Annotated in this window: 12 protein-coding genes and 1 pseudogene; 6 read left to right on the top strand and 7 right to left on the bottom strand. The window is 50.9% G+C overall.

Annotated elements, in window-relative coordinates; translation table 11 throughout:
* Positions 1–6 precede the first annotated feature (6 nt).
* Positions 7–639, top strand: coding sequence for a helix-turn-helix transcriptional regulator (locus tag CUN67_RS28330; protein WP_208718802.1), 633 nt, complete (start codon positions 7–9; stop codon positions 637–639).
* Positions 640–653: 14 nt separating this feature from the next.
* Here the strand turns inward: CUN67_RS28330 and CUN67_RS28325 are convergent, their stop codons facing one another.
* Positions 654–1,526: an SDR family NAD(P)-dependent oxidoreductase gene (locus CUN67_RS28325; RefSeq protein ID WP_208718800.1), complete on the bottom strand. Its 873-nt coding sequence runs from the start codon at positions 1,524–1,526 to the stop codon at positions 654–656.
* Between the two features lie 125 nt (positions 1,527–1,651).
* On the opposite strand from CUN67_RS28325, the gene CUN67_RS28320 reads away from it, so the two are divergent.
* The gene (locus CUN67_RS28320) at positions 1,652–2,539 is read left to right on the top strand and encodes a LysR family transcriptional regulator (protein WP_208718798.1); all 888 of its coding nucleotides are present in this window, start codon (positions 1,652–1,654) and stop codon (positions 2,537–2,539) included.
* 8 nt (positions 2,540–2,547) lie between these two features.
* On the opposite strand, the gene CUN67_RS28315 is transcribed toward CUN67_RS28320, so the two are convergent.
* From CUN67_RS28315 to CUN67_RS28305, 3 genes are all read right to left on the bottom strand, one after another.
* Entirely contained in the window at positions 2,548–4,143 is a 1,596-nt protein-coding gene (locus CUN67_RS28315) for a glycoside hydrolase family 43 protein (RefSeq protein ID WP_208718796.1), read from the bottom strand.
* Entirely contained in the window at positions 4,140–5,516 is a 1,377-nt protein-coding gene (locus tag CUN67_RS28310; protein ID WP_208718794.1) for a glycoside-pentoside-hexuronide (GPH):cation symporter, read from the bottom strand. Before CUN67_RS28310 ends, CUN67_RS28315 begins: the two co-directional genes overlap by 4 nt.
* Before the next feature lie 161 nt (positions 5,517–5,677).
* Complete coding sequence (locus CUN67_RS28305) at positions 5,678–6,583, bottom strand: helix-turn-helix transcriptional regulator (protein ID WP_208718792.1); 906 nt, start codon at positions 6,581–6,583, stop codon at positions 5,678–5,680.
* 249 nt (positions 6,584–6,832) lie between these two features.
* Here CUN67_RS28305 and CUN67_RS28300 point away from each other — a divergent pair, with 249 nt between their 5' ends.
* The 3 genes from CUN67_RS28300 (at position 6,833) to CUN67_RS28290 (ending at position 10,270) form a co-directional block, all read left to right on the top strand.
* The gene (locus tag CUN67_RS28300) at positions 6,833–8,083 is read left to right on the top strand and encodes an MFS transporter (protein ID WP_208718791.1); all 1,251 of its coding nucleotides are present in this window, start codon (positions 6,833–6,835) and stop codon (positions 8,081–8,083) included.
* 14 nt (positions 8,084–8,097) lie between these two features.
* Positions 8,098–9,171 carry a sugar phosphate isomerase/epimerase family protein gene (locus tag CUN67_RS28295; RefSeq protein ID WP_208719575.1) on the top strand — a complete coding sequence of 358 codons (1,074 nt, stop codon included), beginning with the start codon at positions 8,098–8,100 and terminating at the stop codon, positions 9,169–9,171.
* A 118-nt stretch (positions 9,172–9,289) separates the two neighbouring features.
* Positions 9,290–10,270: a LacI family DNA-binding transcriptional regulator gene (locus CUN67_RS28290; RefSeq protein WP_208718789.1), complete on the top strand. Its 981-nt coding sequence runs from the start codon at positions 9,290–9,292 to the stop codon at positions 10,268–10,270.
* A gap of 572 nt (positions 10,271–10,842) precedes the next feature.
* Here CUN67_RS28290 and CUN67_RS28285 read toward each other — a convergent pair.
* Complete coding sequence (locus tag CUN67_RS28285) at positions 10,843–11,901, bottom strand: YeiH family protein (RefSeq protein ID WP_208718787.1); 1,059 nt, start codon at positions 11,899–11,901, stop codon at positions 10,843–10,845.
* A 265-nt stretch (positions 11,902–12,166) separates the two neighbouring features.
* On the opposite strand from CUN67_RS28285, the gene CUN67_RS28280 reads away from it, so the two are divergent.
* On the top strand, positions 12,167–12,913 hold the full coding sequence (locus CUN67_RS28280; RefSeq protein WP_208718785.1) for a GntR family transcriptional regulator: 747 nt from the start codon (positions 12,167–12,169) through the stop codon (positions 12,911–12,913).
* Here CUN67_RS28280 and CUN67_RS28275 read toward each other — a convergent pair.
* A complete protein-coding gene (locus CUN67_RS28275; RefSeq protein WP_208718783.1) occupies positions 12,900–13,895 on the bottom strand; it encodes an Ldh family oxidoreductase in 996 nt (331 codons plus the stop codon). The two genes, CUN67_RS28280 and CUN67_RS28275, sit on opposite strands and share 14 nt — an antisense overlap.
* Positions 13,895–15,212, bottom strand: a pseudogene (gene dctA, locus CUN67_RS28270) (C4-dicarboxylate transporter DctA). Before dctA ends, CUN67_RS28275 begins: the two are co-directional and overlap by 1 nt.
* Between the last annotated feature and the right edge of the window lie 71 nt (positions 15,213–15,283).

Here is a 15,283-nt window from a genome sequence, read left to right as displayed (position 1 = left end):
GACCGCATGGCCAAACAGCAGGATCATCTGTTACTTTCTCAACTCGACGCGATTGCTGAGGGGTTGAGCGCGACATTTGCACCGTTTTGTGAGGTGGTGGTCCATGACCTGACCAATCCGCAGCACGCCATATTGTCCATTCATAACAATCTTTCCGGACGTGAATGCGGTGAGCCTGCCACGGAACTGGGACTTGCGAGGATTGCCTCACCTGATTTTCCGGATGTGATTGCCAACTACGCCAATCATTTCTCGGATGGACGCCCGGTGAAAAGCACTTCGGTAGGCATCCGTAATGCCAAGGGCGAGTTTGTTGCCGCGCTGTGTCTGAACGTGGACATGACGTTATTCCGTGGCATGCAAAGTGCTTTCGATCAATTCACCAAAATCACCACCGACAGCATTAGCGAGAACCTGGAACCCACCGGGACGGAGTCGATTCGCCGACGCATCGATCAGTTTGCCGCGAAACTGGCGACCACGCCGCGTGCGCTGAAAACAGCGGAACGCAAAGAACTGATTAATGATCTGCGTGACAACGGTTTCCTCGATATTAAACGATCGATGGAGACGATTGCGCAGCATATAGGCGTCTCCCGGGCATCGGTCTACCTCTATGCAAAAGATCAGGCGGAATAGCAGGTTCTGGTTAATTAATTCAGTACACGGCTTATCAATGATGAAGACTGTTGGATAAATGCCCGCATATGTTGTTCATCGCTGATCCCTTTGGAGGGATGAATGGCCCGGCCTTTACGATCAAACAGCGTGCCGCTATACAGCTCCAGCTGGGGTGAAAGCAGCAATGGCGTGATTGATTGGGCATATTGTTCGGCAGTCGGGGTGAGCCAGCCAATGACCGTCTCCAGGGCATTGAAAAATAGCTTATTGCCACCCAGAAAATTGGCGCGGATATTGGTTTTAACAAAGCCAGGGTTAAGGCCAAAAATGCTGATATTGGGATATCGCTGTGCGCCATCCAGCACCATCATTTCATTACCCGCCACGGTATTCATATGCACTTCCATCGGGCGGTAGTTTGTTTCAGCGTTTAAGTCACCGAGCGTGCCGGGTTTACCCGATCCAGGATACCCCATCACAAAAACGCGGGTTTTAGCGGTATTTGCCGAGCCAAGTTGTTCTGCAACCTCGCGCAGAATCACCTGACGACTGAGATAACTGACCGCCATATCCCGTTCCAGCCCCTCGGCAGTTTCCTGACGTTTGGGGGCGGCGAAAATACCGCTGGTAAAGATCAGCATATCTATTGAGGGGGTTGGCAGCAGACCGGCAACTCTTTTGGCTTCGGTCATGCGACTCAGATCTGCCTGAAGAAAGGTGATACCGCTGACGCCTGCATCACGGAAGGTCTGACCAACGACGATGACCCTGGCTTTATGTGCAGCAAAATAGCGGCTCAGCGCCCGGCCAATTCCCCCGGTTCCACCAATGATGGCGATGTTTTTCCCCTGCAAATCATGCGGGGAACCAGAAGATATTTTGGGAAAGTGAGTGTCTTTAATCATTGTCTTACTCATGCAAAAAAAGGATCAGGAAGGAAAGTTTCCCGGAGCAACATATGATTCACTAATCAACCGACGGCATAAATAGGGTAAAATGGAAATTATTTTTCCATTTATGGAGTAATTGAATGGAACTGCTGAACGACATGGCGTTGTTTGTAGAAGTCGCTAAAGCCATGAGTTTTAGCCGGGCGGCGGAGGTGTTGGGTATTCCGGGATCGACGCTTTCCCGTCGCATCAGCCAGCTGGAGAAAGCGATAGGACTGCGGCTGCTGCACCGCACCACACGTAAAGTGGAGTTAACCGAAGCCGGGCAACTTTATTATGAACGCTGTAAACGTATTGTGGATGAGGCACGGCTGATCCATGAGCAATTGGGCGACATGCTTGAACAGCCAGAAGGTGTGCTACGGGTATCTCTGCCAGTCGATTTTGCTGCGATATTTGTTTCGCCATTACTGGCTGAGTTTGCCGGGCTTTACCCCGGTATTCAGTTTGAGCTGGACCTGACGCCACGCCGGGCTGACCTGATCTCTGAAGGGATTGATGTGGCTATTCGCATTGGCGAACCTGCCATGTCGAATCTGATTGCCCGCAAGCTTATGCAGTTTCATGGGCAGCTTTTTGCCTCACCAGATTACCTGGCTGGCGCGAAGGAACTGACGCATCCTGATGATCTTAGCCAACATCAATGTATTGGTTTTCTCAAAAATACCCGCTGGACGCTGCTTAATGCTAACCAGCGCGTGACCATCGATTGTCGGGGTCGTTTCATGCTTAATAATGTTGGCATGATGAGAAAACTGGCGCTGATGCATCAGGGGATTATTTTTGTCCCGCCCCAGGCGATCAAAGACGATCTGGCCGCGCGTCTGCTGGTTCCGGTATTGCCCGAATGGCGTGGAGAAGCGACCGCTGTTTATGCTTTAACCGAAACCCGGTTATTGCCGGCAAAAACGCAGCGGTTTCTCGACTTCATTCGGGACAAACTCAGGTCCATCAATAACCCGATCTAACGCCTGCTTCAGACGGGCGTATAGGAAAAATAATCAAAATCAGCGTGCTGGTTTTCACCCGTGAAATCCTGACAACAGATGCCGACAAATGCACCCGTGAAGCGCTCATGGCCGCGTTCTTTAAAGTATTCATCCGAGAGTTTGCTGTATTCAACGTACCCTCCCACGTTATGCCAGCTCTTTTCATCGAGTGAGTAGAAGAAATACGCTGCATCATGATCAACGCAAACCTTCAAATGAATGAGGCTGTCGCTGTCGAGTGCTATCCCCTCGCCAACAGGCTGGCTGAATCTGTTCAGGTCATTGATCAGTAAGTTAACGATGCGTTTGCCATTCTCGTCAGTGGAGAGAAAGAGATACAGATAGTTGGTGGTATCGTAATAACAAACCAGTCCGGCCATCTGCTGAAAAGAGGTGGGTTTAAAATCCACGCAGGTTTGGGCCTCAAAACTGAAATCAGTCTGACGCCGCGCAATAAGGCTCTGACAATGATGCGAACTTAATGATTCTCGGCCATGCAGCCGTAACCATCCCCGGCGGGCGGTAAGGCTGCAGACTTGTTCGGAAAGCGGGATACGCAAACTTTGAAACGGTAGCGGTAAGGGAGCGCTGTCAAAATCTTCACGTTGCGGCAACTGCGCCCAGGGGCGTTCCGGCAACTGAGTATGGATAATCAGTTCGGGCGTGGTCTTTTCATTGGCCAGCCTTAACCAGCCATCCTGGCTCCAGAAGACTTTCTGGATGGCCGTTTCACGCCCCATCGGGCTTCTGCCCCTGGAGGGGAGTGGCCTTCCACACAGGTGAATCATAAACCATTCACCGGTTGCCGTTGCTACCAGGTCGGCATGGCCCGTGCGTTGTAATGGCAAGCGGCAGTCATAGCGGGAGGTCATCAACTGGCCGATGGGGTCGGTTTCATAGGGACCGAGCAGGTCGCGCGACCTTGCCATGGTGACACCATGATTATAAAAAGTGCCACCTTCAGCGGTTAACAGATAATACCATCCGGCGCGTTCATAAATATGTGGGCCTTCGGTAATCCCTGATTCGCTGCCGGAATAAATTTTATGCGACTTACCGATGAGTTTCTGCTCACGTTCATCATACTGTTGCAAAATAATGCCGTTCCATTTAGGAAACCCGGGCTTACCTCCATCCCGGTAACTCATCTCCATACTGACCAGCCATTTTGATCCGTCTTTTTTATGAAAAAGTGAGGGATCGATACCACGGCTATTAAGATAAACCGGTTCTGACCATTCCCCTTCAATATCCGTGGTGGTGACCAGATAATTATGGGTGTCCCAGAATCTGCCAGTAAGATTTTTCACATCGGTATACACCAGATAGAACCTCCCCTGGTCATAACTCAAACAGGGTGCGAAGATCCCACCGGAGTCAGGGTTGCCCTTCATATCTAACTGACTCACCCTGTTTAAGGGAAAGGAGATTAACTGCCAGTTCTTCAGGTCAAACGACTTGTAAAGCGCCACGCCGGGAAACCACTCAAAAGTTGAGGTGGCAATATAATATGCGTCGTTGGCAAAGATGATTGAAGGGTCCGGATTAAAGCCGGGCAGTATCGGATTGATTATTTCTGTCATCGTGCCTCTCCTTTCGCTTCTGTCAGTGTATCCACGGGCTGATTGATTGATGCTGTCGCACCAAAAGACTTATTTTTATTGAGCGTATATTTTCTCAGTATCAGGATCAGGCTTAAAATTAACAGCGCCGGTATCACGGTAAATATAAGCCGAATGCACAGGATGGCATCACTTGCCTGCACGGCAGCATTACCCACATAACCCCCGAAGGTCAGTAGCCATCCAATTAGCGCGCCGCCAATGGCAATACCCACTTTAATGGCGAACAGGTTGGTGGAAAACACCAGGCCACTAAAGGATTTCTCTGCCTTGTGTTCAATATCATCGATAATATCGCTGAGCAGGCTCCATTGCAGTGGAGTTGCAGTGGAGTTAATAAAATGGATGACACCGATGATGGCACAAATAAGTACCAGGTGTTGTGCAGGGATAAAAAACAAACCAACCATAATTGCGGCCTGTACCGTCATCGCCATCTTATAAGCGAAAACCCGGTCCAGCCTGGCATAGAGCGTGGTGGTAAACATCGAACCAATGAATTTCGCACCAAGAATAATCGTTAATACGATGCTGACATAGTCAGGCCGATGGAGATAATAAGTGACAAAGTACATCGCACCGCCCGTTTTCAATATCCCGGCGGTAAGGTTAACGACATTGAGTACGAATATTCTTCTCCAGTTGGCATTGGCTGCGAGCTGGCGTAATTCGACAAATACGCCGCTGAATTTCTGCGCAGCATCGATCTGCGGGATATAGCGTTCTTTTGTTAACGCAAAACACAGGTAAAACATGATGCTACTGGTGACACCCATCAATAGCATGGCGTAGAAATAACCCTGTTGCAGGTTACCACCCGCAATCACTTTGGTTAGCGGCAGGGCAATCATTGAAACGACAATGCCACCCAGTGCCGCGAACGCAAAGCGGTATGACTGCATAGACACGCGTTCTTCCGGATTCTTCGAAATATTATTGATCATGGCGCAATAAGGTACGTTGACCAGCGTGTAAAGCAGAGACAAAGCAGTGTAGGAAACATAGGCATAAATGACTTTACCGGTCTCGCCAATATCTGGCGTAAAGAAAGTTAATGCCCCCAGAATACCAAACGGGAGTGAGAACCAGAGCAAATAGGGTCGAAACTGACCATGCTTAGTTGAAGTATGGTCGGTAAGGAAACCGACGTAAACATCGAAAAAGGCATCGACGATGCGCACCACCAGAAACATCATTCCCATATGGAAGGCGCTTAAACCGTATATGTCGGTATAAAAATAAGCCATAAACAGCATGATGGTTTGCCAGATGATGTTTGATGCGCCATCACCTAGCCCATAGCCTATTTTTTCTTTAATGGTGAGTGTAGACATAATGATACCCCTGGTGCGTTCTTTGAATGTAGGTAAAGAGGTTCTGACCGCCAGGTATCAAAATTAGGCTGAAATCCGTGCCGGATATGTAGTGATTTTGCGCTTTTATATAATTTTCTTGCGCTTGCTATGAAACGCAGATCACTATTTAACTCACTGAGTTAACTCAGTGTGGGAGCAGGGGGGACAACATCATGTTTGGTTGAAAGCTGTTTAGTCGAACGTGAGTGGCTGCGAAATTTTTTCGGTGTTACTCCCATCAATGCCCGGAACTTAAAGCAGTAATAAGCGCTATCCGTAAATTCACATTGATAGGCGATGTCGGTAATGCTCAGGTCGGTGTTTCTGAGTAATTCAGCAGATTGCGCGATTTTCTTGCGTACCAGGTACTCTTTGAAACTGATTTGCATGATTTTCTTAAAAGAGCGGGAAAAGTGGCTTGTTGACAATTGACAATATTCAGCGGCTTCATTAAGGCTGGTGCTGAATTTTTTGGTTTTTTCAATCTGTACCACGAAGCCAATAATATTATCGAATGTGCTGTTATTTTCTTCGCTGATAACCACTTTATCCGCAGATTCCCCATGGGTTAATACAGTGTTCAATAAGAGAACTAACAACGGATCAACTTGATCAAGGGAATCTGTCTCCTCATGTAACTCCGTCAGCCACGTAAATAAAAACTGGACCCTTTCTGCCTGCTGAGGTGCTAATTGCATAATAAAACCCGCATGAGGAGAAGATACCGGGAAGGGATATTTCAGACGGTTTAGCACCGCGGTATCGTATTGCAGCAGGAATCGCTCATGATCCCCGCTACAACTCAGTTCCATATCGTGCAGCATCATGGATGAGACAAAAACTAATGTATTGTCCTTAATCCTGAATTTTTCACTACCGATTGAAAAGAACCCCTCGGCGCGACGGAACCACATGATTTCATGTTCAAGATGGACGTGTGGCCGGATGTAGACGCCTTGCTGTGGAACTCCTTCCCGCGCGCGCAGCATGTAATCAACACCGATAGAGGTTTCAATTCTTTCGAAAAAATGATCAGCAGTTAACATGGCACGCAAATTTCTTATAAAAATGGGCGGGTTTTGTCATCTATACCTTGTTTCTCAGCCGAAAATCAATATATCCTTCTATCCACATAACGTTTAAGTGACCGCCTGTTGTTTAGCCTGCTCACTACCTGCGACAAAATCTCTTTGTGATGCATCTCGCAATTGGGCCGAAAAACCCTGATAAGCGGTAAAGTAATCGATTACATTTTGCTAACTGAATTTTGTAATCGATTACTTTATGAGGCTACCATGGTTTCATCAATCGCAGGTTCTGTTGCAGGCGCAACACAGCACAGGGCATTAGTTCCTCGCCTTGCGCTGATGATGTTCCTTCAGTTTTTCATCTGGGGCACCTGGTCCGTGACGCTCGGGCTAGTGATGACGCAGCACAATATGGCGGCGTTGATCGGTGATGCGTTTTCGGCACAGCCGGTGGCTTCCATCCTCTCACCGTTCGTTCTCGGGATGCTGGTTGATCGCTTCTTTGCCTCGCAGAAAGTGATGGCGGTGCTGAATCTGGCGGGGGCGGTCATTCTGTGGTTTGTACCGCAGGCGCTGGAAAGCCAGAGTGGGGGGCAGTTGATCTCATTGTTGTTCGTCTATACGTTGTGTTTTATGCCGACTCTGGCAGTCGCCAACAACATCGCTTTCCATAATCTGGCGAACAGCGAGAAAAGTTTCCCCGTGGTACGTGTCTTCGGCACCATTGGCTGGATTGTGGCCGGGATTTGCATTGGGGTGACGGGCATTGCTGCCAGCGCGGCCATCTTTAATCTGGCGGCGATTTGTTCCCTGTTACTTGCCCTGTACAGCCTGACGCTGCCGCATACACCGGCACCCGCGAAAGGCCAGCCGCTGGCATTACGCGATCTGCTGTGTGCCGATGCTTTTGCCTTGCTCAAAAAAAGCCACTTCCTGATCTTTGCCATCTGCGCCACGCTGATATCGGTGCCTCTCGGTACCTACTATGCCTACACCGCGTCCTTCCTGGCGGATCTCGGTATCAGCAATGTCAGTACGGCAATGTCGTTCGGGCAGATGTCAGAAATCTTCTTCATGCTGGTTATCCCGCTGTTGTTCCGTCGTCTCGGGGTGAAAGTCATGCTGCTGGTGGGCATGTTCGCCTGGTTTGTTCGTTATGCCTTGTTTGCCTTCGGCGTCAATGAAGAACTGCGCTGGGTGCTGTATCTCGGCATCTTGCTGCATGGCGTGTGTTACGACTTCTTCTTCGTGATTGGCTTTATCTACACCGACCGCGTGGCAGGCGACAAAGTGAAAGGCCAGGCGCAGAGCCTGATCGTAATGTTCACCTATGGCGTCGGCATGTTGCTGGGTTCGCAGATATCCGGTGCGCTGTATAACCGACTGATAAATAAGGGCAACGGTGACGTGGTAGCCAACTGGCCAACCTTCTGGTGGATCCCGGCGATTGCCGCTGCGGTGATTGCCATCATTTTCCTGCTTTCCTTCCACTATAAAGAATCCGAAGTGGTTAAATAACCTGAGAGGTGATGATGAAAACATTAAAAGGGCCTGGCGTTTTCCTTTCCCAGTTTATAAGAGACCAGCCACCTTTTAACTCCCTGGAGGGTCTGGCGGAATGGGCCGCCAGCCTGGGTTTCAGGGCGGTGCAGATGCCCTGTAATCACCCGGCTATCTTTGATTTAGCCAAAGCCGCAGAGAGCCAGGTTTACTGTGATGAGGTGACGGGCATCCTGGCGCAACAGGGTTTGGTGATAAGCGAGCTGTCGACGCACCTTGAAGGGCAGTTAGTGGCGGTACATCCAGCCTATCAGCAGGCATTCAGTGATTTTGCTCCTGCGGAACTGCGCCAAAATGCCAGCGCGCGCCAGCAATGGGCAATTGAACAGGTAAAACGTGCCGCTGTCGCTTCAGCAAAACTGGGATTAAATGCGCATGCCACTTTCTCGGGTTCATTGGCCTGGCCCTATTTTTATCCGTGGCCACCGAGAAAATCCGCGTTGATTGACGAGGCTTTTACAGAACTGGCGTGCCGCTGGCAGCCGATCCTCGATGTTTTTGACGAACAGGGCGTTGACCTGTGCTACGAACTGCACCCCTCCGAAGATTTACATGACGGCGTCAGCTTCGAGCGCTTCCTTGCGGCGGTGAACAATCATCCGCGCTGCCATATCCTTTATGATCCCAGCCATATGCTGCTGCAACATATGGATTACCTTGGCTTTATCGATATTTATCATCAACGCATCCGCGCCTTCCACGTCAAGGATGCTGAGTTCATCCCTTCTGCGCGTAGTGGTGTCTATGGTGGCTATCAGCCGTGGCTGGAAAGAGCCGGACGGTTTCGTTCACCGGGTGATGGTCAAATCAATTTTGCCGGGATTTTTAGCAAACTGGCGCAATACGATTATGCAGGCTGGGCGGTGCTGGAGTGGGAGTGTTGCCTGAAAGATGGCGAAACCGGCGCCAGAGAAGGGGCTGAATTTATTAAACGTAACATCATACCGGTTGCCGACCGCGCCTTTGATGATTTTGCTGAAACCGCTTCAGATCATTCTGCGATTAAAGCCATGCTGGGGATTGGGGGAGAAGCCACACATGATTAAAGCCGCCATTGTGAACAACGTTGGGTGAAAGTCGCGCCGCTCTAAATGAGGCATGATTGAGCCGGCCAGTTGTATGATATCCTGCGATTAATTGTGTTTTAACGAATATGTGGGCGTCATGTCGATTCAAAAAATTGCTCGCCTGGCCGGCGTTTCAGTGGCAACTGTATCACGGGTTTTGAATAATCAAGGCAGCGTGAAAGAACGCAACCGCATCAAAGTCCTTGAGGCGATTGAGCAGAGCAATTACCAGCCAAATTTACTTGCCAGACAGCTGCGCACCGCCCGGAGCAGCATGCTGCTGGTCATGGTGTCCAATATCGCCAACCCCTTTTGTGCCGATGTCGTCAAAGGCATCGAAGCCGAAGCCGAAAAAAATGGTTACCGCATCCTGCTGTGCAACTCCGGTTCTGACGTGGAACGTTCCCGCTCCAGCCTGCAACTGCTCTCAGGAAAGATGGTTGATGGTGTCATCACGATGGATGCGCTGGCCAGCCTGACAGAGCTGACCACGCTGATTGGTGACGCGCCATGGGTGCAGTGTGCGGAGTATGATGACGCCTCAGCGGTTTCAACCGTCGGTATCCATGATCGCGAGGCTTCTGTGTATGTGGTGCAACAGTTTTTGCACCGGAACTGCCAACGCGTAGCGATGATCAACCATGATTTGAGCTACAAATATGCCCGGTTACGGGAAGAGGGCTATCGTCAGGCGCTGACGGATGCGGGCCTTGAGTGGCAGTCGGTGGTGTATGCCGCCGATTTGAGTTATGAAGCAGGCAGAAATGCCATGCAGGCTCTGCTAAGCCAGGACCAACGACCCGATGCTGTGTTCGCCGTTTCCGATACGCTGGCAGCCGGGGCATTGCGGGCCATTCAGGATGCAGGGTTAACGGTGCCGGAGGACATTGCGGTTATCGGTTTCGACGGCACTGAATTAAGTGAGATGACTTACCCGAAATTAAGCACGGTTCTGCAACCGTCGCGGGAAATTGGCCGCCAGGCAGTACGCCTGCTACTACGGCGTATTGATGAACCCGGTAGCGCGGCAGAGAAAATCATTCTTGACTGGGAATTTCTGCACCGCGCATCGAGTTGATTATTTCACGCCAGCAGCTTGTGCTGTCCGGATGAACGTCAGGTTTGATCCACGGCATCACCAGCGTTTTATTAAATTTACTTATCTCAAATTTTTCGTGTGAAATAAGAACATCACTTTTTCTGGTTAATGCAATTCCCCTATTTTTGCTAGCAATAAAATACGACTCAATGGGTGGTCTTAGCAAAGTCCAGTTGTTTTTCTTACGTAAACTTTACACTTCCGTGTACAGAAATCAGTGAACTTATAAAGAAATAAAAGGACCAATATTTGGGTTATGGGTATTATCATTTCTAATAAAAAATGTTTTGCTAAAAACGTTATGGCATGGATTTTTTTGAAGTTTCTTAAATGAGGAAGCATATGGAGTTTTTTTCATTACCACCGGAGAATGGTTTGCATGCAGCGTTTATAATATTGATATGTCTCATTCTTTTATGGATACTCTTCTGGTGAACAAATCATCGCTTTGTTCCGGCCCCTCTTATTAATCTTTATTTTTCTTATTGATTTACAAGGGAACATGCTGGCCAATTCAGGCCAGCTTGCTATCTCATTCCGGAGAAGCCCCATTAATTCGTTAATTGGTGAATCAACAGATTTATCGCGCCACCGCCTAATACCAGCCACACAAACAAGATTAAACCCAGCATAAAAGGCCGCGCGCCGGCATTTACCAATTGACGTGCACTGGTGCTTAATCCGAGAGCCGCCATCGCCATTGCCAGTAATACATTATCCAGTGTATTGATGACTGAGACCATCGGTGTCGGTAGGAAATGAAACGAGTTGAATAGCGCCACCAGAATAAAAATCAGGGCAAACCAGGGAAAAATAATCGGCTGTTTTGTCGCGTTGCTTTCCCCATTATTTCGGCTGATAAATACGCTCAGGATCAGCAGGAAAGGGGCCAGCATCATGACGCGCAGCATCTTGGCGATCACCGCTGCGTTCTCGGTTTCCGGGCTGACAGCGTGCCCTGCGGCAACCACCTGCGCCACTTCATGCATGGTGGAGCCGGTATAAACGCCAAACTGTGTCAGCGAAATGCCGGGGATATATTGCGCAAATTCGTGCCAGATGAGCGGATAAAGGAAGATGCCCAGCGTACCGAAAATCACCACGGTGGCCACCGCCACGGCAACTTTGGATGGCTCCGCTTTCACCACTGGCGCTGCGGCCAGCACGGCTGCGGCTCCACAGATGCTGCTTCCCGCACCGATTAACCATGCGGTTTTGCGATCGATGCCCAGCAACCGTGAACCGATAACGCTGGCAAGGATGAAGGTGCTGCTTAACATCACCACATCGATGATGACGCCACTCAATCCTACGTCCATCACCTGCTGAAAGGTCAGACGGAAGCCATAAAGGATAATCCCCAGCCGCAGCAGCTTCTGTTTGGCAAATTGCACACCCTCATCACATTGCGGATGCAATGCGGGATAAAACGTATTCCCCACCACGATGCCAACGATGATGGCCAGCGTCAGTGCACCCAGCCCCAGACCTGACATCACCGGCTGGTTACCCAGCCATGCCGTAGTGAAGGCAATCACCGCAGTCAGTGCCAGCCCTGGAATGAAGCGTTTCAGATCCTGTTGATAACGAGTTATCGATAATTCGGCCATATTGTCCTCCTCTCCTGTACAGGACTAAGGATGGGACGGTTTCCAGCGAAAGAAAAATTGATTATATCGTTATAACCAATCTGAATATCAGATAACCAACGTATTCATGCGGGTTTATTAATTTATTAAAATAACAAGATAATAAATAAAATCATAAATTGTGTTCCTTGATCACTTTTTTACCGCAGCAGGCTGTCGCTCACTCCTCTATATGTCATAGTAATCCTATCATCATTCGCTGTGCCGGTTGGCTGGAGGAAGGACAATGAATCAGGACATCGCATCATCCGCTGAAGTTAAAGCGGCGATTTTTCAGCCGCTGTATCTGCAAATCAGCCAGCTGCTGCTGGAAAGGATCGCCTCAGGCGAATGGCCAGCAGGCACCTATATTCCCAGCGAAGCCAGTCTGGCGGAAACCTACAACGTCAGCATTGGTACGCTACGCAAAGCGCTGAATGAGCTGGTCAGTAACAACGTGGTGATTCGTTATCAGGGCAAAGGCACGGTGGTGGCAGCCCATGATTCGGACAGTGCGCTGTTCCGCTTCTTCAATGTTCTGCGGGAAAATGGTGAGCGATCGCTGCCGCTGTCACGTGTGTTGGCCCGCCATTTACGTACCGCTTCAGAGGAAGAAGCCACCGCGCTGGATATTGAACCGGGGAGTAAAGTGATTCATATCTGGCGTGTGCGCGATCTGGATGGTGCGCCTGCCATCCTCGAACATGTCTATATTGATGCCGCACGTTTTCCCCATCTGGATCGGGAACCGGAAATCCTGCCTAACACCCTGTACCAGCTTTATCAGCAGAAATTCGCCTGCACCGTGGCGAACGCCCATGAGCAGATAAAAGCAGTGAATGCAGGACCGGATGAGGTGCTGCATCTTGAGGCGACAGAAGGGGAAGCGCTATTGCGTATTTACCGCGTGGCGCTGGATTTCCAGGATAAGCCGGTTGAGTACCGCGTCTCCACCGTACTCACCCGACACCACGCCTATTTCAACCAGCTCTGAATCGCAGCTGTTCCAGTAGCGACGCAGGCAAACTCAGCGAGCTGCTGTTTTGCCGTGCAGTGGCCTGGCGTCGCTCACCGGGCAATCTGACGTTGGGTTGTGCCAGCATCGCGCTGAACAACATTTCCGTATGCTGAACATAGCCAGCAGAAAAGAAGGCCGGATTCAGCAGCAATAGCAGCTGTGCGATATGGGGGGCACCGCCCTCCACATTAAAGAACGAACTGGCCTGGAAACCATAATGGCTGCCTGTCAGCCCGGCGGTGAGTAATTCCACCATCAACGCCAGTGCCGCCCCTTTGGCACCACCCGCAGGGGCCATACTGCCCGCCAGTGCCGCATCTGCGTCACAGGTTGGATTACCGTCACGGTCGATCGCCCAGCCGCTGGGGATCGCTTCCTTTTTCTGACTGGCCAGCATGATTTTGCCGCGTGCCACTTCGGAAAGGGAAAGGTCAATGACCAGCGGTTCATCGCTGGCGCGTGGTGAGGCGAAAGCGATAGGGGTGGTGCCATACAGTGGCACATTGCCACCCCAGGGGGCCATTGCTGCCGGCCCGTTACTCAACGCGATGCACACCAGCCCCTGGCGTGCGGCCTGTTCGGCGTAATAACCCGCCATGCCAAAATGGTGGGAATCGCCAATTGCCACCGCGACGACGCCAAACTCCTGTGCCAGCACCATTCCCCGATCCAGACCTCGTTGCACCGCAGGAAACGCCAGGCCGGAATCCGCATTGACGTTGACCACTGCGCCGCGCTGGGTCAGGGTCGGCACGGCGCGGGGGTTCAGTTTGCCGCTATCCAACTGGTCGAGGTAATAGGGCAGCCGGGCGAAGCCGTGTGACGCGATGCCGGCACGTTCTGCTGCCATCAGGGCGGCACAGGTGGCTTCTGCTGCCGGAAGGTCAACGCCAGACTGACATAACGCCCGTCGGGCAATCGCTTCCAGCTCTGTCAGCGCCAGGGTTTCATGGCTCATCACATCGTACTCCTATCGTTCTGTGTCACTGACAAGGGTTCCTCTGCGGGGGAATCCACCGGCATGATCATTTTTTCCGGGTCCAGGCGCAGTTGTTCCTGTGCCTGGGCCAGATCCAGTTTCTGTTCCCAGCGGGCGATCACCAACGTAGCGACCACGTTGCCGATCATGTTGGTCACGGCGCGCATTTCATTCAAAATCCGGTCAATACCCAGCACCAGCGTAATCCCCGCCAGCGGGATGATGTTATGTTGCCAGGGTGGCGGTGAGCGCAATCAATGCCGCGCCAGCGACCCCTGCGCCACCTTTCGACGTCAATAGCAGGATCAGCAGCAAGCCAATCTGCTGCCACAGTGTTAAATCGGTATTGGTGGCTTGCGCAATAAACAGCGAAGTCATAGTGAGATAAATCGCCGCGCCGTCAAGATTAAATGAATATCCTGTCGGTAGCACCAGCCCGACAATCGCGCGATCGCAGCCCAGCTTCTCCATCTTAATCATCAGACGTGGCAACACAGATTCGGTGGTGGAGGTGCCGAGCACAATCAGTAACTCTTCGCGAAAATAGAGAATTAACCGCCAGAGACTCACGCCCACCAGTTTGCAGATCAGCCCGAGCACTCCGCCGATAAACAGGAAACTGGTGATGTAGAGGCAGATAATCAGCATGCCGAGATGTTGTAGCGAAGTCAGGCCATATTTGCCGACGGTAAAGGCGATGGCACCGAAAACACCAATCGGAGCGAGCCGCATGATCAGCTCGACGATGCGCATCAGCACTTCACCGCATTGCTCAATGGTTTTGGTGATAAAAGCGCTGCGTTGCGAAACCAGCGATAGCGCGATGCCGAACAATACCGAGAACAACAACACCTGCAACAGGTTGCCCTGGGCAAATGCGCCGATCACCGAGTCTGGAATGATCTGTTCGAGAAATCCTTTGCTGTGCTCGCTGACGTTAACGTAATGATTTACCGCACTGCCATCCAGCTTGCTGGCATCGACATTCATACCGGCACCGGGTTTCATGACGTCCGCCACCACCATGCCAATCACCAGGGCCAGCGTGGTGACCACTTCGAAGTAGATCAGCGTTTTGCCGCCAACCTTACCCACCTGCTTCAGGCTTTCCATGCGCGCAATGCCAATCGCCACGGTACAGAAAATAACTAATGTCACAATCATTTTGATCAGACGGATAAAGGTGTCACCGAGGGGCTTCATCTGAACGGCAAAATCAGGAAAGGCGTACCCCACAGCAACCCCGGCGACCAGGCCTATCAGGACCTGGACGTAAAGGTGCTTGAGCAATCGCATCTGGTTGTCCTCGCGAAGCCTGGCGGCTGCGAACCGGCGTCCGGCTGGCCGCCGCAGGCGAGTGGAAGTTC

This window comes from Pantoea cypripedii, assembly GCF_011395035.1.
GTDB classification, from domain to species: Bacteria; Pseudomonadota; Gammaproteobacteria; order Enterobacterales; family Enterobacteriaceae; genus Pantoea; species Pantoea cypripedii_A.
This window is presented reverse-complemented; position numbering and strand designations above follow the sequence as displayed.

Excerpts from the sequence above, each read along its gene's own strand:
- CUN67_RS28290 (WP_208718789.1), top strand. The coding sequence starts at position 9,290 with ATGTCGATTCAAAAAATTGCTCGCCTGGCCGGCGTTTCAGTGGCAACT.
- CUN67_RS28315 (WP_208718796.1), bottom strand. The coding sequence starts at position 4,143 with ATGACAGAAATAATCAATCCGATACTGCCCGGCTTTAATCCGGACCCT.
- CUN67_RS28275 (WP_208718783.1), bottom strand. The coding sequence starts at position 13,895 with ATGAGCCATGAAACCCTGGCGCTGACAGAGCTGGAAGCGATTGCCCGA.
- CUN67_RS28300 (WP_208718791.1), top strand. The coding sequence starts at position 6,833 with ATGGTTTCATCAATCGCAGGTTCTGTTGCAGGCGCAACACAGCACAGG.
- CUN67_RS28285 (WP_208718787.1), bottom strand. The coding sequence starts at position 11,901 with ATGGCCGAATTATCGATAACTCGTTATCAACAGGATCTGAAACGCTTC.
- CUN67_RS28295 (WP_208719575.1), top strand. The coding sequence starts at position 8,098 with ATGAAAACATTAAAAGGGCCTGGCGTTTTCCTTTCCCAGTTTATAAGA.
- CUN67_RS28330 (WP_208718802.1), top strand. The coding sequence starts at position 7 with ATGGCCAAACAGCAGGATCATCTGTTACTTTCTCAACTCGACGCGATT.
- CUN67_RS28325 (WP_208718800.1), bottom strand. The coding sequence starts at position 1,526 with ATGATTAAAGACACTCACTTTCCCAAAATATCTTCTGGTTCCCCGCAT.
- CUN67_RS28280 (WP_208718785.1), top strand. The coding sequence starts at position 12,167 with ATGAATCAGGACATCGCATCATCCGCTGAAGTTAAAGCGGCGATTTTT.
- CUN67_RS28320 (WP_208718798.1), top strand. The coding sequence starts at position 1,652 with ATGGAACTGCTGAACGACATGGCGTTGTTTGTAGAAGTCGCTAAAGCC.
- CUN67_RS28310 (WP_208718794.1), bottom strand. The coding sequence starts at position 5,516 with ATGTCTACACTCACCATTAAAGAAAAAATAGGCTATGGGCTAGGTGAT.
- CUN67_RS28305 (WP_208718792.1), bottom strand. The coding sequence starts at position 6,583 with ATGTTAACTGCTGATCATTTTTTCGAAAGAATTGAAACCTCTATCGGT.